Source organism: Acrocarpospora sp. B8E8, from assembly GCF_039871605.1.
Taxonomy (GTDB): domain Bacteria; phylum Actinomycetota; class Actinomycetes; order Streptosporangiales; family Streptosporangiaceae; genus Acrocarpospora; species Acrocarpospora macrocephala.
On record NZ_JBDPLV010000063.1, the window covers coordinates 1 to 17,451 of the forward strand.

The 17,451-nt window shown below is 68.2% G+C and carries 15 protein-coding genes and 1 riboswitch; of the genes, 13 read left to right on the forward strand and 2 right to left on the reverse strand.

Annotated features, from left to right (window positions below; translation table 11 throughout):
• Positions 1-253 precede the first annotated feature (253 nt).
• Positions 254-874: a TetR family transcriptional regulator C-terminal domain-containing protein gene (locus ABGB08_RS41480; protein WP_347602154.1), complete on the reverse strand. Its 621-nt coding sequence runs from the start codon at positions 872-874 to the stop codon at positions 254-256.
• A 61-nt stretch (positions 875-935) separates the two neighbouring features.
• Between ABGB08_RS41480 and ABGB08_RS41485 the strand changes: the two genes are divergently transcribed.
• Together ABGB08_RS41485 and ABGB08_RS41490 are read left to right on the forward strand one after the other, a co-directional pair.
• Complete coding sequence (locus ABGB08_RS41485; protein WP_347602156.1) at positions 936-2,078, forward strand: PfkB family carbohydrate kinase; 1,143 nt, start codon at positions 936-938, stop codon at positions 2,076-2,078.
• A 147-nt stretch (positions 2,079-2,225) separates the two neighbouring features.
• Entirely contained in the window at positions 2,226-3,434 is a 1,209-nt protein-coding gene (locus ABGB08_RS41490; RefSeq protein ID WP_347602158.1) for an aminotransferase class III-fold pyridoxal phosphate-dependent enzyme, read from the forward strand.
• Here ABGB08_RS41490 and ABGB08_RS41495 read toward each other — a convergent pair.
• Positions 3,418-4,518 carry a GNAT family N-acetyltransferase gene (locus ABGB08_RS41495; RefSeq protein ID WP_347602160.1) on the reverse strand — a complete coding sequence of 367 codons (1,101 nt, stop codon included), beginning with the start codon at positions 4,516-4,518 and terminating at the stop codon, positions 3,418-3,420. The two genes, ABGB08_RS41490 and ABGB08_RS41495, sit on opposite strands and share 17 nt — an antisense overlap.
• A gap of 108 nt (positions 4,519-4,626) precedes the next feature.
• Here ABGB08_RS41495 and ABGB08_RS41500 point away from each other — a divergent pair, with 108 nt between their 5' ends.
• The 11 genes from ABGB08_RS41500 to ABGB08_RS41550 all read left to right on the forward strand — a co-directional run bounded on the left by ABGB08_RS41500 (position 4,627) and on the right by ABGB08_RS41550 (position 17,368).
• Positions 4,627-5,490: a tRNA (adenine-N1)-methyltransferase gene (locus tag ABGB08_RS41500; protein ID WP_155360101.1), complete on the forward strand. Its 864-nt coding sequence runs from the start codon at positions 4,627-4,629 to the stop codon at positions 5,488-5,490.
• 197 nt (positions 5,491-5,687) lie between these two features.
• Entirely contained in the window at positions 5,688-7,460 is a 1,773-nt protein-coding gene (arc, locus tag ABGB08_RS41505) for a proteasome ATPase (RefSeq protein ID WP_218038814.1), read from the forward strand.
• A gap of 359 nt (positions 7,461-7,819) precedes the next feature.
• Positions 7,820-8,986 carry an acyltransferase gene (locus tag ABGB08_RS41510; protein WP_347602163.1) on the forward strand — a complete coding sequence of 389 codons (1,167 nt, stop codon included), beginning with the start codon at positions 7,820-7,822 and terminating at the stop codon, positions 8,984-8,986.
• 91 nt (positions 8,987-9,077) lie between these two features.
• Positions 9,078-10,595, forward strand: coding sequence for a depupylase/deamidase Dop (gene dop / locus ABGB08_RS41515; RefSeq protein WP_347602165.1), 1,518 nt, complete (start codon positions 9,078-9,080; stop codon positions 10,593-10,595).
• Positions 10,596-10,604: 9 nt separating this feature from the next.
• Positions 10,605-10,743: riboswitch (cobalamin riboswitch) on the forward strand.
• A 31-nt stretch (positions 10,744-10,774) separates the two neighbouring features.
• The gene (locus ABGB08_RS41520; RefSeq protein WP_170317135.1) at positions 10,775-10,969 is read left to right on the forward strand and encodes a CbtB domain-containing protein; all 195 of its coding nucleotides are present in this window, start codon (positions 10,775-10,777) and stop codon (positions 10,967-10,969) included.
• Positions 10,969-11,688: a CbtA family protein gene (locus tag ABGB08_RS41525; RefSeq protein ID WP_347602167.1), complete on the forward strand. Its 720-nt coding sequence runs from the start codon at positions 10,969-10,971 to the stop codon at positions 11,686-11,688. The genes ABGB08_RS41520 and ABGB08_RS41525 overlap by 1 nt, the downstream gene beginning before the upstream one ends.
• Before the next feature lie 2 nt (positions 11,689-11,690).
• Positions 11,691-12,314 carry a histidine phosphatase family protein gene (locus tag ABGB08_RS41530; RefSeq protein ID WP_347602169.1) on the forward strand — a complete coding sequence of 208 codons (624 nt, stop codon included), beginning with the start codon at positions 11,691-11,693 and terminating at the stop codon, positions 12,312-12,314.
• 97 nt (positions 12,315-12,411) lie between these two features.
• The gene (locus tag ABGB08_RS41535) at positions 12,412-14,784 is read left to right on the forward strand and encodes a VWA domain-containing protein (RefSeq protein ID WP_347602171.1); all 2,373 of its coding nucleotides are present in this window, start codon (positions 12,412-12,414) and stop codon (positions 14,782-14,784) included.
• Between the two features lie 18 nt (positions 14,785-14,802).
• Entirely contained in the window at positions 14,803-15,399 is a 597-nt protein-coding gene (gene cobO / locus ABGB08_RS41540; RefSeq protein WP_155360094.1) for a cob(I)yrinic acid a,c-diamide adenosyltransferase, read from the forward strand.
• A complete protein-coding gene (locus tag ABGB08_RS41545) occupies positions 15,393-16,994 on the forward strand; it encodes a cobyrinate a,c-diamide synthase (RefSeq protein ID WP_347602173.1) in 1,602 nt (533 codons plus the stop codon). Before cobO ends, ABGB08_RS41545 begins: the two co-directional genes overlap by 7 nt.
• Positions 16,991-17,368, forward strand: coding sequence for a PPOX class F420-dependent oxidoreductase (locus ABGB08_RS41550; protein WP_347602175.1), 378 nt, complete (start codon positions 16,991-16,993; stop codon positions 17,366-17,368). The genes ABGB08_RS41545 and ABGB08_RS41550 overlap by 4 nt, the downstream gene beginning before the upstream one ends.
• Positions 17,369-17,451: the final 83 nt, after the last annotated feature.

The window sequence follows — 17,451 nt, forward strand, 5'->3', positions numbered from 1 at the left end:
CACCCACCCTTTTGTTCTTTCGGGGCTCCGCCCCTCCCCGCCGTAGCCGTGGTCCTTCCACCCAGGCCCTTTGGGATCGCTTGCCTTCGCTCTCACCCCAACTTCGGCCGCCATCAAGGCGGCAATCGCCGCCCCCTTAGTCGTATGTGCCGAGCTCGCCGTGCCGGAGGTGCGGCCATGGATGCAGCCGTACCTGTGTTCGGGGTGTGGGGCGCTGGTTGCGGGTGGTCGGAGTGGTGATTGAGGGTGCGGGTTAAGGAGCGGCTGAGTTCGCCGAGTCGGAGGTGCGGCCGTGAGTTAGGCGGTCTAGTTCGGATTGCATGATGCGTTCCATGCGGGTGTTGTCGGCGGGGTAGAGGAGGCGGTGGACGCTGAGGCCGTCTACCAGGGCCAGGAGGCGTTCGGTGATGTCGTCGAGGTTTTCCTGGGTGGTCAGTTCGCCGGTGTCGCGGGCTGACTGGAGGAGGGTGCGGATGAGGCGGCGGAGGTCGGCCGCCTCTTCGCGCTGGACCTGGAGGAGGGCGGGGGAGCTGATGCTGCGGGCCCAGAAGCCGATCTCCAGGCCGGTTTCCTGGACGCGTTCCTCGTCGAGGGGGAGGTTGTCGAGGAGGACCTCGCGGAGGGCGGTCAGGCCGGTGCGGCCGGCGAGTTTGGCCGTCAGGCGGGCGGTGATGCGGCGGTGCGAGGACTGGAGGGCCGACAGGAGGATGTCGTCCTTGTCGGTGAAATAGTGGGTGAGGACGCCGTTGGAGTATCCGGCTTCCTTGGCGATGGCGCGGGTGGTGGCCGCCTCGATGCCGTCGCGCAGGATGATGCGTCGCGCGGCCGCCACGACTTCCTGGCGGCGCTCCTCGTGATTCACGATCTTTGGCATGATTCCCCCGATCAAACCGGCTGTTGACATTTTAGTCGGACGCCCGTCTATTATCCAGGGCATGACCGTCCTCACCCTAGGCGTCCATATCGTGGACGTGCTGGCGCGCCCGGTGGAGTCCATTCCGGCCGGCCAGGACACGCATCTGGTGGAGCAGGTCCGGATCACGGCCGCCGGGGCCGCCGCGGGCACGGCGGTCGATCTCGCCAGGCTCGGCGTCCCCGTCGCCTCCGCGGGAGCGGTCGGCGACGACGAACTCGGCGACTTCCTACTGATGATTATGGCCAGACATGGCGTCGATGTGGCGGGCGTGGCGCGAAAGTCCGGCGAGCAGACCGCCGCCTCGATCCTCCCGATCCGTCCGGATGGGGGCCGCCCCTCCTTCCACGTTCCCGGCGCCAACCTCGGTTTCGCGCTCGCCGATCTTGACCCGGCCCAGGTCATCGGCGCGAAATTGGTCCATCTGGGCGGCATGGACGCGAGCTGGGGCCTTCATGATCCAGCCTTCTTCGCGTTACTCGACGAAGCCCGCGCGGGCGGCACGATCATCACCATGGACCTGCTGTCCAACATGCCCGACCTGATGCCCGCCGCGAAGGTCTTCCTCCCGCACCTGGACTACTTCCTCCCCAACGAGGAACAAGCCCTCATGATCACCGGTGCCGCCACCGTCGAGGAGGCCGCCACCGCCCTCCTCGCCGAAGGCCTGACCGCCGCCCTCATCACCCTGGGCGCTCAGGGCAGCCTGGTCGCCACCGCCGACGGCACCACCCACGTCCCCGCCCTGGACATCGAGGTCGTCGACACCACCGGCTGTGGCGACGCCTACTGCGCGGGCTTCATCGCCGCTCTCATCAACGGCCGCTCCGTCATCGCCGCCGCCGAACTCGGCACCACGGTCGCCGCCCGCGTCGCCGGAGGCCTCGGCTCCGACGCGGGCTTGAAGGACGCCCGAAACTTGCTGTCCGACGCTGGAGGTCCAGGCTCGGAGGCAGGTCCGGACAAAGCTTCTAACGCACTGTCCGATGCTGGAGGCCCAAGCTTGGACGCGGGCCCGGACGACGCCTTGAACGCATTGTCCGACGCCGGAGGTCCAAGCTTGAACGCAGGTCCGGACAAAGCCTTGAACGCAGCACTGTCCGACGCTGGAGGTTCAGGCTTGGGCGCGGGCCCGGACGACGCCCCGAACGCGCTGTCCGACTAAGAATCCCGGCGCAGCGCCGCCGGGCTCTTCTGGCGCCGGTGCGGCGAGGGGGAGTGCGGTGGCAAACGGCGCCGGATAACGGTGAGTAACCCGGCGGCCTGCCATTCGGTTGGCCTGTCACCAGCTCGATTGGATGCGAGGATCTTCATGTCGATGGACGCGGAGTTGCGGGCGCGGGCCGCCAAGGTCATTCCGGGTGGGATGTACGGGCATCTCAACGCCGTGCTGCATGGGGAGACGTACCCGCAGTTCTTCGTGCGGGCGGAGGGGGCCCGGCAGTGGGACGCGGACGGGCGGGAGTTCATCGATCTCATGTGCAGCTGGGGGCCGATGATCGTGGGGCACCGGAATCCGGTCGTGGAGGAGGCCGCCGCGGCGCAGCAGGCGCGGGGGGACTGCCTGAACGGGCCTGGGCCGATCATGGTGGAGCTGGCCGAGTTGCTGGTGGAGTCGATTCCGGCCGCCGACTGGGCCATGTTCTCGAAGAACGGGACCGATGCGACCACGCAGGCGCTGATGGTGGCCAGGGCGGCGACGGGGCGTACCAAGGTGCTGGTGGCGCACGGGGCCTATCACGGGGCCGATCCGTGGTGTACGCCCGGGTTGTCGGGGGTGACGCCCAATCAGCGGGCCGACAACGTGGAGTTCACGTACAACGATCTGGCCAGTGCCGAGGCCGCGGCGGAGGTGGGGGACGTGGCCGCGATCCTGGTCACGCCGTTCAAGCATGACTCGTTCGAGGATCAGGCGTTCGCGGAGGCGGAGTTCGCCAGGGGCGTACGGGCGCTGGCCGATCGGCTCGGGGCGGCGCTGGTGATCGACGAGGTGCGGGCGGGCTGGCGGCTGGACCTGCGCGGGTCGTGGGAGGGGTTCGGGGTGCGGCCGGATCTGTCGGCCTGGAGCAAGGCCATGGCCAACGGCCATCCCATCGCCGCTGTGACGGGCGTGGACGCGCTGCGCGGCCCGGCCCAGACCCTCTACTCGACCGGCTCCTTCTGGTTCTCCGCGAGCGCCATGGCCGCCGCCAAGGCCACCATCGAGATCCTCCGGGACACCGGCGGCGTCGCGCTGATGGAACGCGCGGGCGACCGCCTCCGGGCGGGCCTGGCCGCCCAGGCCGCGTCACACTGCTTCGTGATCAACCAGACCGGGCCCGTGCAGATCCCGTGGCTGTCGTTCGAGGGCGACGAGACCCTGGCGCGGGGCGTCGCCTGGGCGGCCGCCTGCCTGGCCGAGGGCGTCTACCTGCACCCGTGGCACAACTGGTTCCTGTCCACGGCGCACACCGACGACGAGATCGACCAGGCCCTGCAGCGCACCGACGCCGCGTTCGCCAAACTCAGGAGCGCATCCTGACCCAGCGGACGTCGTCGAGGCGGGTGCCGTCGGGCCCGGGCAGGAGCTCCTTCGCCACGCCCTCCCGGATGAAGCCCGCGCGTTCCAGCACCCGATGGGACGCGGTGTTCGTCGGAGTCGTCCCGGCGATCACCCGATGGATCGCGGTGTGGGCGAAGACCCACTCCACCAGCAGCACGACCGCGCGGGTCACGTAGCCGCGCCCCCGGTATTCGGGCAGCAGGCTGTAGCCGGTCATGGCCTCGCCGAGGGCCGGGATCACGTGCGAGAGCTGGATGTCGCCCGCGAAGGCGCCCGTGGCCGCGTCCCTGATCGTGATCTCGGCCTGTTCCGCGGCCAGCCAGCGGTAGCCCGCGTTGCGGCAGCGGAGCGCGATGTCGGCGTAGCCGGGGCGGCCGGGGGGCACGTGGTGGGCCATGACCTCGGGGTCGTCCATCATGCGGTGGTAGTCGTCGGTGTCGGCGGGCGCGAGCCGTACCAGCCGGATGACGCCGTCGGTGAGCTCGCCGCCCGGAAAGTCCGGCAGGTACGGCCGGATCGGGTCGCCGGAGTCGGCGGCGAGCCGGGCGAAGGCCACCATGTCGCAGCGGGAGCCGTCGCGCCGGCCGGCGGCGCCGCGCCGGATGCCCTCCCGGACGAAACCGGACGCCATCGCCACCTTCTGGGAGCCGAGGTTCTCGATGTCGGTCAGCAGGTCCAGACGTTGTGCGCCCTGAGCGAAACGCCACGCCGAGATCGCCCGCGTGGCCGCCGTGGCGATGCCCTTCCCGCGCGCCCAGGGCGCCACCCAGTAGCCGACCTCCACGTTGCCGAACCGGTCCGGCGGCTTGACCCCGATCACGCCCTGCGGCTCGTCGGTGGCCGGGTCGGCCATCACGAAGTCCGCGCCGTCCTCCGCCCAGGCCTGCTCGGCCAGCTTGTTCTTCCAGAACAGGGCGTCGGCCCGCGTGTACGGCACCGGGACGAGCGGGATGAATCGCGCGATCTCCGGGTCGGCGCAGGCGCGGGCCACGGCGTCCATGTCCGCGTCCAGCGGCGGGCGGAGGTTGACGGGCCCGGCGGGGATGGTTTCACGGGGGAGCATGAACCCTTACCTACCAGGGACGAGGGCATTCCGGCGAGTCGATTTAGCGCCTCCTTGGGCGGTTTGTACGCAGGAGCCGTACCAGTCGAACGAAGATAGCCTTGCGGCATGGGTTTTCGCAGGCACGGCCCGTTTCAGGCCGGGGATCAAGTTCAGCTCACCGACCCCAAGAACAAGCGGCACACGCTGACGCTGAAGGCTGACGGGGTCTTCCACACGCACAAGGGCTGGATCCCGCATACCGACCTGATCGGACAGCCGGAGGGATCGGTGGTGCGCTCGTCGGGAGGCACCCAGTATCTGGCGTTCCGTCACCTGCTCCAGGACTACACCCTGGCCATGCCGCGCGGCGCGGCCGTGATCTACCCCAAGGACTGCGGCCAGATCATCGCCATGGCCGACGTCTTCCCGGGCGCGAAGGTGGTCGAGGCCGGGGTCGGCTCGGGGGCGCTCAGCTGCTTCCTGCTCCGGGCGGTGGGCACGGAGGGCTCGCTCACCTCCTACGAGCGGCGGGCCGACTTCGCCGAGATCGCCACCAAGAACGTGGAGAAGTTCTACGGCGGCGAGATGAAGCAGTGGCGGCTGGTGGTCGGCGACTTCGTGGAGGCGCTGGACGAGACCGACGTCGACCGGATTATCCTGGACATGCTCGCCCCCTGGGAGTGCGTCGACGCCTCCGCCCGGGCCCTCACTCCCGGTGGTGTTATCTGCTGTTATGTGGCGACAACGACGCAGTTGTCCAAGACGGTGGAGACCATCAGGGAGCACGGGAGTTTCACCGAGCCCCATGCGTGGGAGACCTTGGTTCGCGACTGGCATGTCGAAGGGCTCGCGGTCCGGCCCGACCATCGGATGGTCGGCCACACCGGGTTCCTTGTCACCGCCCGCCGCATGGCGGACGGCGTCACGCCGCCGCCGCGACGCAGGCGCCCGTCCAAGGGTGCGTACGGGGAGGGAACCGAAGGTCAGTGACGATTTAGCGGCGAACCGGCAAAGTGGCGTGACACGGGGAACAAACCATGTGTTCGATGTGCTCACGTCTATGAACCAGTCGAAAAGGCACCAAATCACCAGGCACTCAACGTAACGAGACGAACACCAGTCGGCTACGTTTTTTAAGGCCGTCAGATTGGTAGTGACTTGAGTAGTCTTTCCTCGAATGGAAGGAGGTGACGGGCGTGGCAGCTCGCGATGACGCTGAGGCTCGGGCCGCGCAGCGCGAACGGGAGGTCACTGACCTCACAACTCAGGTCTCCTTCCTTCAGGAGGAGATCACCGCGCTGCGTCGCAAACTCGCCGAGTCCCCCCGGCAGGCCAGGGTTCTCGAAGAGCGGCTTCACGACGTGCAGGCCCAGGTGGCCGCCCTCACCAGCCAGAACGAACGGCTGGTCTCCACCCTCAAGGAGGCCAGGGACCAGATCGTCGCCCTCAAGGAGGAAGTCGACCGGCTGGCGCAGCCGCCGTCCGGCTTCGGCGTCTTCCTCGAGGGCAGGGAAGACGGCACGATCGAGGTGTTCACCGGCGGGCGCAAGCTCCGGGTGAACGTCAGCCCCGCCGTGGACGTCGACTCGCTCAAGCGTGGCCAGGAGGTCATGCTCAACGAGGCGCTCAACGTGGTCGAGGCACTCGGCTTCGAGGATGTCGGCGAGATCGTCATGCTCAAGGAGCTCCTTGAGGACGGCCAGCGTGCCCTGGTCATCTCGCACGCCGACGAGGAGCGCGTGGTCAAACTGGCCGAATCGTTGCTGGAGCAGCCGATCAGGTCGGGCGACTCGCTGCTGCTGGAGCCGCGCTCGGGCTATGTGTACGAGCGGATTCCGAAGTCCGAGGTGGAGGAACTGGTCCTCGAAGAGGTCCCCGACATCTCCTACGACGAGATCGGCGGACTGCGCGGTCAGATCGAGCAGATCAGGGACGCGATCGAGCTGCCCTACCTGCACGCCGACCTGTTCCGGGAGCACAAGCTCCGCCCGCCGAAGGGCGTGCTGCTGTACGGCCCGCCCGGTTGCGGCAAGACGCTCATCGCCAAGGCCGTCGCCAACTCCCTGGCCAAGCAGGTCGCGGAGAAGACCGGCCAGTCGGGCAAGAGCTTCTTCCTCAACATCAAGGGCCCCGAGCTTCTCAACAAGTACGTCGGCGAGACCGAGCGGCACATCCGCCTGGTCTTCCAGCGGGCGCGGGAGAAGGCCTCCGAGGGCACCCCGGTGATCGTGTTCTTCGACGAGATGGACTCGATCTTCCGGACTCGTGGGTCGGGCGTCTCGTCCGACGTCGAGAACACCATCGTGCCCCAGCTGCTGTCGGAGATCGACGGTGTCGAGGGCCTGGAGAACGTCATCGTCATCGGCGCCTCCAACCGCGAGGACATGATCGACCCGGCGATCCTGCGGCCTGGCCGCCTGGACGTCAAGATCAAGATCGAGCGGCCGGACGCCGAGGCGGCGAAGGACATCTTCTCGAAGTACCTCATCTCCGATCTGCCGCTGCACGGCGACGATCTGGCCGAGCACGGCGGCAGCCGCGAGGGCACGATCGCCGAGATGATCCAGCGGGTGGTCGAGCGGATGTACACCGAGATCGAGGAGAACAGGTTCCTCGAGGTGACGTACGCGAACGGGGACAAGGAAGTCCTGTACTTCAAGGACTTCAACTCAGGGGCGATGATCCAGAACATCGTCGACCGGGGCAAGAAGATGGCGATCAAGCAGTTCCTGGAGACCGGGCAGAAGGGCCTGCGGATCCAGCATCTGATGGCCGCCTGCGTGGACGAGTTCCGGGAGAACGAGGACCTGCCGAACACCACGAACCCGGACGACTGGGCTCGCATCTCCGGCAAGAAGGGCGAACGGATCGTGTACATCCGCACGCTCGTGCAGGGGAAGCAGGGCACCGAAGCCGGACGCTCGATCGACACTGTGGCCAACACGGGTCAATACCTGTAGACCACTCCGAAACGGCGCGAATCCTCGGGTTCGCGCCGTTTCGTCATGTCCCATGATCACGTGGTTCTCCCACCCACCCTCCCTTTGGTTTGCCGCGGGCTCCCCCCGCCCCCGTCGTCTCCGTGGTCGCTCGAATGGTGCCCCGGCTGGCTGCCGGGTGGGCTGGCGAAGCCACGGGGGTGTCGGGGTCGGGCGGAGCCCGAGGGCAATCGAAAGGGAGGGTGGGTGGGAGAAACCCCGGTAGCTCTGTTCGCGGTTTTGCGTGATACTTGAGCGCTCTGTGGGATTTTTGTGCCTAAGGGTTATTCCAACATGACGCATTTACGGGGGATCGCGGTGCTTGAGCTGGGAGTTCGTCCGTGACGGCGGCGCCGGCCAGGACCCGGCGGCGTAGACGGCGGCCGGCTTCTCCGCCACCGCCGCCCGCCCGGGCGCCGATCGCCGAGCAGCCGCCCGTCGGCGGGGGACCCAGGCTCGTCGAACTCGACTTATTGCGATTCGTCGCCGCGTTCGCGGTCATGGCCTTCCACTACATGGCCGCCAGCAGATCCCTCTGGGGCGAGTACCCCACCGAGATCTTCGCCTCCGTCAACCGGGTCACCACCCTGGGCATCCTCGGCGTCGAGCTCTTCTTCCTGATCAGCGGCTTCGTGATCCTGATGAGCGCCTGGGGCCGCAGCATCGGCAAGTTCGCCGTCTCCCGCATCTCCCGCCTCTACCCGGCCTACTGGTTCACCGTCGTCGCCCTGTACGTCCTGTACAACTACACCGACGTCACCGGCTTCAAGGGCAACCTCTATCCCATCCACTACCTCATCAACCTCTCGATGTTCCAGGAGGCGTTCGGCGTCCTGCACGCGGGAGGCGTGTTCTGGTCGCTCTGGGTCGAACTCAAGTTCTACTTCCTGATCTCGATCATCGTGATCATCGGCATCAACCTGCGCCGCGCGATGGCGTTCATGTGGGTCTGGCTGGTCCTCGTCGTCGTCGCGGAATACCTCGAGAACGACCTGCTGACCGAGATCGTCATGCCCAGGCAGGCGCCGTACTTCATCGCCGGCATGGCGTTCTACCTGATCCACCGTGTGGGCCCCTCAGTGACCCGCTGGGGTTTCGTCCTGGTTGGGTACGCTTTCGCCGTCTACGCCGCCCTGGAGCGCGTACAGAGCCGGGTGGACGCCATCGGCTTCAAGCGCTTCCCGGCGCCGCCGGAGGCCGTCATCGTGGCGATCACGCTCATCTTCCTGCTCATGGCGGCCGTCGCCCTCGGCTGGCTGAGCTGGGTCAAGTGGGCTCCGCTCACCACGGTGGGCGCGCTCACGTACCCGCTCTACCTGCTCCATCAGAATGTCTCGGCCGTGGTCATCCCGGGCCTTCGCGACACGCTGAACCCGTGGTTGCTCACCGCGCTGACAATGGCGGCATCTATAGTGCTGGCGTATCTCGTTTACAAGCTGATCGACCGTCCTGGCCAGCGTTTGCTTCGCCGGATTCTCGGTGGCCGGAGACCCGTACGAAACGAATAGTCGGCTCTCTGCCGTAACTGTCGGGTAACCGGGCATAGAAGAGGGGCTAGGCTCGGGATATAAACGGCGGAACGACGGCCATGGGGTGCGCATGACGGTACGGCGGGTGATGGGCATCGAGACCGAGTACGGCATCGCCGTGCCCGGTCAGCCCGGGGCGAACGCGATGGTGACCTCTTCGCAGGTCGTCAACGCGTACCTCGCGGCGTCGGCCGCGCGCGCCAGGCGGGCCCGGTGGGACTTCGAGGAGGAGAACCCGCTACGCGACGCCCGCGGGTTCGATCTGGCCAGGGAGGCGGCTGACTCCAGCCAGCTGACCGACGAGGATCTGGGCCTGGCCAACGTGATCCTCACCAACGGCGCGCGGCTGTATGTGGATCACGCCCATCCGGAGTATTCCACGCCCGAGTGCACCAACCCCCGGGCGGCCGTGATCTGGGACAAGGCGGGCGAACGGGTGATGCACGACGCCGCCGTCCGGGCGTCGGGCATGCCGGGCAACGCCCCCATCCAGCTCTACAAGAACAACACCGACAGCAAGGGCGCCTCCTACGGCTGCCACGAGAACTACCTGATGCGGCGGGCCACGCCGTTCGCGGACATCGTCCGGCATCTGACGCCGTTCTTCGTGTCGCGGCAGGTGGTGTGCGGCGCCGGGAAGGTCGGGATCGGGCAGGATTCCCGCGGCGACGGGTTCCAGATCAGCCAGCGCGCCGACTTCTTCGAGGTCGAGGTCGGCCTGGAGACGACGCTGAAGCGGCCGATCATCAACACCCGGGACGAGCCGCACGCGGACCCGGAGAAGTACCGCCGCCTCCACGTGATCATCGGCGACGCCAACATGTCGGAGATTTCCACTTACCTGAAGCTGGGCTCGACCGCGCTGGTGCTCGCGATGATCGAGGACGGGTTCCTCACCAGCGATCTCTCCGTGGAGTCGCCGGTCGCCGCGCTGCGGGCGGTTTCGCATGATCCGACCTGCAAGTATGAGATCTCGCTGCGGAACGGGCGCAAGATGACGGCCGTACAGCTGCAGATGGAGTATCTGGAGCAGGCCCGCAAGTATGTCGAGGACCGGTATGGCGCGGGTCTGGATGAGATGACCAAGGACGTGCTGAACCGGTGGGAGTCGGTGCTGACCCGGCTGGCCGAGGATCCGATGCAGCTGTCGCGCGAGCTCGACTGGGTGGCCAAGCTGGAACTCCTGGAGGGGTACCGGACGCGGGACAACCTGCCCTGGTCGCATCCCCGGCTCGGGCTGGTCGACCTGCAGTATGCGGACATCCGCCCGGATCGAGGGCTGTACAACCGGCTGGTGGCTCGCGGGCGGATGCAGCGGCTGGTGACCGAGGACGACGTCGAACGCGCCATCGAGACGCCGCCGACCGATACGCGGGCCTATTTCCGGGGGCGCTGCCTCCGGCAGTACAGCGAGTCGGTGGCCGCCGCGTCCTGGGATTCTGTGATCTTCGACATTCCCGGGCGGGAGTCGCTGCAGCGGGTGCCCACGCTGGAGCCGCTGCGCGGGACGAAAGCCCACGTGGGCGAGCTGCTCGACCGGTGCAGGACGGCCGCCGACCTGGTGGCCGCGCTCACCGGCGAAGGATAGCCGGGTTGACGGGTTTGTCCGTTCGGGGGTACGTTCCCGGTGAATTGTGGCGGCGTGAGGGAAATCCGGTGTAACTCCGGTGCGGTCGCGCCACTGTAACCCTCCCGATGAGGGGAGCCAGGTCACCACCCGCCACAGACCGACGACAGGGACGCGTAATCCCGGAGGAGGACCGTGGCGTGAGCCAGCTCTCAGCCCCGCATGTTCAGCCCATTCCGCTTCGCAACCTGGCCTGGTGGGCGCTGGCCGTGCCCGTTCTCCTGCTGGTGGCCTATCTGGTCACCTTCGACCAGGGGGCGATCTCCCAGGCGGGTGACTACCTGCACGAGCTCATGCACGACGGCCGTCATCTGCTCGGCGTTCCGTGCCACTGATGATCCGCCCGCTGTTCGTCCGGGGCCTGCTCGCCGGAATCATCGCAGGACTCGCCGCGGGCGTTTTCGCCTACTTCGCCGGCGAGCCGCACATCGACAGCGCGATCGCCCTCGAAGAGGCCGCCGCGCACGCCCATGCCGAGGTTCCCCTCGTCAGCAGAAGCGGCCAGCTGGGGGGATTGTTCCTCGCCACCGCTTTGTACGGCCTCGCCGTCGGCGGCCTGTTCGGCCTCGCGTTCGCCCTGGTACGGGGGCGTATCGGGCCCCGCTCCGGGAGCGTGTTGTCGATCACCCTGGCGGCGGCCGGATTCGTGGCCGTTGTCCTGGTGCCGTTCGTGAAATATCCGGCTAATCCGCCTGCGGTGGGGGATCCGGCGACGATCGGATCGCGGACGTCGCTCTACCTGGTCGCGGTCGCGATCGGGTTGCTGGCGATGGCCGCCGCCGCGGTCGCGCGCCGGATCTTCGAGGTCAACGGGGAACCGGTGCGGTGGCTGGCGACCGGGTTGGGGTTCCTTGTCCCGGTCACGGCAGCGTGGGTGTTCCTGCCGGTCGTGTCGGAGGTTCCCGAAGGGTTTCCGGCGGACTTGCTGTGGGACTTCCGGGTTTCGTCGTTAGGGACTCAGGTCGTGTTGTGGGGGGTGCTGGGGGTTTCGTACGCGTACCTCTGGCATCGGAGTGAACGGGTGGCCGGGGCGCCGCAGGGCGTACCGGCCTGATCGTGGCTGCGCGAGCGGCGCGGGTGATCGTGGTCGCCCATGGCAGGACGGCGGCCGTCAGGGCCGCCGCCTTCCCGTCCCCTGACGACGTTCTGGAGCTCCCGCCAGCCGGGGACGTCGTCAAGGGCGAGGGGCGGGCCGGGCCCGAGGAGCGTTGCCTGGGCACGGCGCGGTGGCTGGGCGTGGCGGCGGTCGCCGATCCGGGGTTGCGTGACTGCGATCTCGGGCGGTGGCGGGGGAGGGCGTTCGCCGAGGTGGCGGCGGAGGAGCCCGAGGGCGTACGGGCCTGGCTGAGCGATCCCGGCGCGGCGCCGCACGGTGGCGAGTCGGTGGCCGGGTTGATCGCCCGGATGGGGGAGTGGCTCGGTGCGCTCCCCGCCGGGCGGTCGCTGGCGGTCACCCATCCGGCGGTCGTGCGGGCGGTGCTGGTGTCGGCGCTGGGGTTGCCGGATGTCGCGTACTGGCGGGTGGACGTTCCGCCGCTGGGCCGAGTCGAATTGAGCGGATTCGACGGGCGCTGGAACCTTCGCTTACCACAATGGGGACCTTTGATGGGGGCCTCACGGGGGTCCGAAGGAATTTTTCCTGGTTTTTCGGCTATTTCGGAGGCTGGTTTTGAGGGATAGCGGTGGTGGATTCCTTCATTTGACCAGCCTTCTGAGGTTTCGGTCTTGAGAAAAGGGCGTATCTGCGGTGACGTATCCGTTTAGCGCGGTTGTTGGGTTGGCGGATCTGAAACTGGCGCTCGTGCTCAACGCGGTGTCGCCGCGGGTGGGCGGCGTCCTGGTCCGGGGGGAGAAGGGCACGGCCAAGTCGACCATCGTGCGGGCGCTGGCGGCGCTGCTGCCGCCGGTGGAGGTGGCGGAGGAATGCCGGTTCTCCTGCGATCCGAGCGCTCCTGATCCCTTCTGCCCTGACGGGCCGCATTCGGGTGCCGGGCTGGTACGGGCTGCGCGGCTGGTCGAGTTGCCGGTCGGCGCGTCCGAGGACCGGCTGGCCGGGTCGCTCGATCTTGAGCGGGCGCTGACCGAAGGGGTCAAGGCGTTCGAGCCGGGGCTGCTGGCGGCGGCGCATCGGGGGATCTTGTACGTGGACGAGGTCAACCTGCTGCACGACCATCTTGTCGATCTTCTTCTGGATGCCGCCGCGCTTGGGACGTGCTATGTCGAGCGGGAAGGGGTGTCGGTGCGGCATGCGGCCAGGTTCCTGCTCTCCGGGACGATGAACCCCGAAGAGGGGGAGCTCCGGCCGCAGTTGCTCGATCGGTTCGGGCTCACCGTGGAGGCGCGGGCGTCGCGGGATCCGGCGGAGCGGGCGGAGGTCATCCGGCGGAGGCTCGCGTATGAGCTCGATCCGGAAGGATTCGCCGCGCGGTGGTCGGCGGAGGAGGCGGAGCTCGCTCGGCGGATTGTCGGGGCTCGTGTGCTTCTGCCCGGCGTGAGGTTGCCGGATGCGGTGTTGAAGCAGATCGCGACGGTTTGTGCCGGGTTTGAGGTGGATGGCATGCGGGCGGATATCGTCACCGCTCATGCGGCGATGGCGCATGCTGCCTGGCAGGGGCGTACCCGGGTGATTTCGGCGGATGTGCGGGCGGCGGCACGGCTCGCGCTGCCGCATCGGCGGCGGCGGGATCCCTTCGACGCGCCAGGCCTGGATGAGGCCAGGCTCGACGAACTCCTGAACGATTTCGGCGATTACCCAGACGACGACCCCGACGATCGTGTACGTCAGGACGAACCCGGAAATATCAACACATCCGAGTCCGGTGACGCCGGAGCCGAGCCCAGCGCGGCCGGGTCAGAGGATGGGGGAGGGTCGGGCATGTCCGGATCGGCTGACTCCTGGGAGCCGGACGCGTCAACGGACTTCGGCCCGTCGGACGGGTTCGGGCCACCGGATTCCGCCGGGATGCGGACGGGTTCGGGCGAGCATGGAGCAGAGGGCCGGGCCGGGCCGGACACTCTGAGATCGGCGGATTCAGGTGGTGCGGGTTTGGCGGAGGGCGGGGCATTCGCGGAGGCGGGTGCGCCCTATCGGACCAGGATTTTCACTGTTCCCGGGGTCGGCATGGGTGTGCCGGGGCGGCGGTCGCGGGCGCGCACGCCGGATGGGCGGACGTCGGGATCCCGCCTGCCCGACGGGCGGGTCACGAGCGTGCACTTGATGGCCACCCTCCGGGCGGCCGCTCCGCATCAGCGGTCGCGTGGTGCGAGGGACTTCGGGTTGCCGGTGGAGAAGGCTGATCTTCAGGGAGCGGCTTCGGGGCAGCGGTCGCGGGGGGTGGATAGTCCCGGGTCGCGGGTGGAACAGGCTGATCTTCAGGGAGCGGCTTCGGGGCAGCGGTCGCGGGGGGTGGATAGTCCCGGGTCGCGGGTGGAACAGGCTGATCTTCAGGGAGCGGCTCCGGGGCAGCGATTGCGGGGCGTGGAAGGTCCCGGGTCGCGGGTGGAGAAGGCTGACCCTCGGGCGGCTTCGGGCCGGCGGTCGCGTGGGGTGGAAGGTCGTGGGCTGCGGATTGAGAAGGCTGATCTGCGGGAAGCCGTTCGTGAGGGGCGTGAGGGTAACCTCGTGCTGTTCGCCGTGGACGCCAGTGGGTCGATGGCCGCGCGGAAGCGGATGGGGGCGGTTAAGGCGGCCGTGTTGAGTTTGTTGCTCGATGCGTACCAGCGGAGGGACAAGGTTGGTCTGATCACTTTTCGGGGGGAGGCGGCGGAGCTGGTGTTGCCGCCGACGTCGTCGGTGGAGGCGGGAGCCGCGCGGATGCGCGATCTTCGCACGGGAGGACGGACGCCGCTCGCGGCGGGCCTGCTCAAGGCCGCGGACGTGCTCCGCGTGGAACGGCTCCGCGACCCGGCCCGCCGCCCGCTGCTCGTCATCGTCACCGACGGCCGCGCGACCTTCGGCCCGAACCCCCGCCAGGCCGCCACCCTGCTCACCCAGGTGACCACCGTCGTCGTCGACTGCGAATCCGGCCCGATCCGCCTCGGCCTCGCCACCGACCTGGCCATGCGGATCGGCGCGCTTCCCGTTCGCCTGGACTCGCTCGCCGAAGGCGGCCTGGCCCAGGTGGTCCGGGCCACCCGGCTGGCCGCATGAACCACGAGGAGAGGTCACATGCCGCAGGGCAAGCCTGACCAAGTGCCCGAAGACGGTCTTACGACACGGCAACGCCGCAACCGGCCGCTCGTGATCGTCCACACCGGACCCGGCAAGGGGAAATCCACCGCCGCGTTCGGGCTCGCCCTCCGCGCCTGGAACCAGGGCTGGCCGATCGGCGTGTTCCAGTTCGTGAAGTCCGCCAAATGGCGCATCGGCGAGGAAGCCGCCCTGCGCGCCCTCGGCGAACTCGGCCCACCCGTCACCTGGCACAAAATGGGCGAAGGCTGGTCCTGGATCAAGAAAGCCGGCACCGAAGACGACCACGCCGCCGACGCCCGCGAAGGCTGGAACCAGATCAAACGCGACCTCGCATCGGAAACCTACCGCCTACTCGTCCTCGACGAGTTCACCTACCCCATCAACTGGGGCTGGATCGACATTGAGGACGTGACCACCACCCTGACCACCCGCCCCGGCACCCAACACGTGATCATCACCGGCCGCAACGCCCACCCCGACCTCCTCACCATCGCCGACCTGGTCACCGAAATGACCAAGATCAAGCACCCCATGGACACCGGCCAAAAGGGCCAACGAGGCATCGAATGGTGACGATGCCTCGATTGGTCATTGCGGCGCCCGCCTCAGGAGCGGGCAAAACGACCATCGCCACCGGCCTGATGGCCGCCCTCGTCCGGCGCGGCCTGGCTGTCTCACCGCACAAGATCGGCCCCGACTACATCGACCCCGGCTACCACACCCTCGCCACCGGCCGCCCCGGCCGCAACCTCGACCCCTGGCTCACCTCCGAAGACCTGATCGCCCCCCTCTTCCTCCACGGCGCCGCCAACGCCGACATCGCGATCATCGAAGGTGTCATGGGCCTCTACGACGGCATGCGCGGCACCCCCGACTTCGCCTCCACCGCCCACGTCGCCCGCCTCCTCGAAGCCCCCGTCATCCTCGTCGTCGACGCCACCGGCCAAGGCCAGTCCGTCGCCGCCCTCGTCCACGGTTTCGCCTCGTACGACACCCGCGTCCGCCTGGCCGGAATCATCCTGAACCGCGTAGGCTCCCCGCGCCACGAGGAGGTCTGCCGCGAATCCCTGGAATCCACCGGCCTCCCGGTCCTGGGCGCCATCCCCCGCACCCCCGACGCCACCACCCCATCCCGCCACCTCGGCCTCATCCCCGCCGCCGAACGCCACACCGAAGCCACCACGACCATCCCGTCCCTAGCCACTTTGATCGAGTCGACTTGCGACCTACCCGGCCTTGTCACCCTCGCCCACCGCGCCGCACCGATCCCGGCCACCGCTTGGAACCCCCAAAACGCTGTCGCCACAAGCGCGAACGCAGGAGCGGCGAGTGGAGGAGCCCTCACATCGGTAGGGCAAAGCGAAGCCACAGGTGATGGATTGACGGGTGGGGGAGCCGCCGTTTCCGCGGGGCGGGGCGAAGCCACGGGCGATGCATTGGCGGGTGCGGGAGCCGCGGCGGGGCGGGGCGGAGCCACGGAAAGAAATCAAGGGTGGGCGGGTGGGACATCCCCCGCATCAGTAGGACATGGCGAAGCCACGGGAGAAGGCGAAGGACGCGTTGACGGGCGGGCTCGTCGGGGTATTCGGCCCGTGGTCGCCATCGCGGGCGGAGCCGCTTTCACCTTTGGCTACGTGGAACAAGTCGAACTGTTGATCGCGGCAGGTGCCGAGGTCGCGGCTTTCGATCCGGTGCGGGATGAGGATCTTCCCGAAGGCACTCGTGGAGTGATCCTGCCCGGGGGTTTTCCGGAGGTACACGCCTCGGAGTTGTCCGCCAATGAGCGCCTCCGGGCGAGGATGGCCGAGTTCGTCGCCAGTGGGGGCGCGGTCGTGGCGGAGTGTGCGGGGTTGCTCTATCTGAGCAGGGAGCTCGATGATCATCCCATGTGCGGCATCCTCGACGCCAAAGCGGAAATGACCGGACGGCTGACTTTGGGGTACCGGGACGCGGTAGCCGTACAAGATTCGGTGCTGACGCGGGCGGGGGAGCGGTATCGGGGCCATGAGTTCCACCGCACCGTCTGCACGCCGCCCGACAACCCGGTCTGGCGCTGGATTGACGGTGGCGACGGATACGCTTCCGATCGGGTGCTGGCTTCGTACCTGCATCTGCACTGGGCGGGCAGCCCCGTGCTGGCCGCGCGATTCGTGGGGGAGTGCCGATGAGTTTCGAGGCGTTCTGGAAGGAACGACACCTCTGCACCCTCACGACGATCCGCCCCGACGGCACCCCCCACGTCGTTCCGGTCGGCGTCACCCTCGACGGCGACACCGCCAGGATCATCACCAGCGGCGGGTCCCGCAAAGCCGGCCACATCCGCGCCGCCGGGCCAGAGGGCGCGCTCGTCGCGGTCTGCCAGGTGGACGGCCGCCGCTGGTCCACCCTCGAAGGCCGCGCCGTCATCCGCGACGACCCCGCCTCGATCGCCGACGCCGAGGACCGCTACGCCGCCCGATACCGCCAACCCCGCCCCAACCCGGAACGTGTCGTCATCGAAATCAAGGTGACCAGGATTCTAGGAAATGTCCCCCATGCCTGACCCGCACACCTCACGGGACACCCAAAGCGACTCACCCCACCCGTCGCCGCCCGGCACATTCCAGCCCACATCCGGAAACGCGA

Excerpts from the sequence above, each read along its gene's own strand:
- ABGB08_RS41480 (WP_347602154.1), bottom strand. The coding sequence starts at position 874 with ATGCCAAAGATCGTGAATCACGAGGAGCGCCGCCAGGAAGTCGTGGCG.
- ABGB08_RS41485 (WP_347602156.1), top strand. The coding sequence starts at position 936 with ATGACCGTCCTCACCCTAGGCGTCCATATCGTGGACGTGCTGGCGCGC.
- ABGB08_RS41490 (WP_347602158.1), top strand. The coding sequence starts at position 2,226 with ATGTCGATGGACGCGGAGTTGCGGGCGCGGGCCGCCAAGGTCATTCCG.
- ABGB08_RS41495 (WP_347602160.1), bottom strand. The coding sequence starts at position 4,518 with ATGCTCCCCCGTGAAACCATCCCCGCCGGGCCCGTCAACCTCCGCCCG.
- ABGB08_RS41500 (WP_155360101.1), top strand. The coding sequence starts at position 4,627 with ATGGGTTTTCGCAGGCACGGCCCGTTTCAGGCCGGGGATCAAGTTCAG.
- dop (WP_347602165.1), top strand. The coding sequence starts at position 9,078 with ATGACGGTACGGCGGGTGATGGGCATCGAGACCGAGTACGGCATCGCC.
- ABGB08_RS41525 (WP_347602167.1), top strand. The coding sequence starts at position 10,969 with ATGATCCGCCCGCTGTTCGTCCGGGGCCTGCTCGCCGGAATCATCGCA.
- cobO (WP_155360094.1), top strand. The coding sequence starts at position 14,803 with ATGCCGCAGGGCAAGCCTGACCAAGTGCCCGAAGACGGTCTTACGACA.
- ABGB08_RS41545 (WP_347602173.1), top strand. The coding sequence starts at position 15,393 with ATGGTGACGATGCCTCGATTGGTCATTGCGGCGCCCGCCTCAGGAGCG.
- ABGB08_RS41550 (WP_347602175.1), top strand. The coding sequence starts at position 16,991 with ATGAGTTTCGAGGCGTTCTGGAAGGAACGACACCTCTGCACCCTCACG.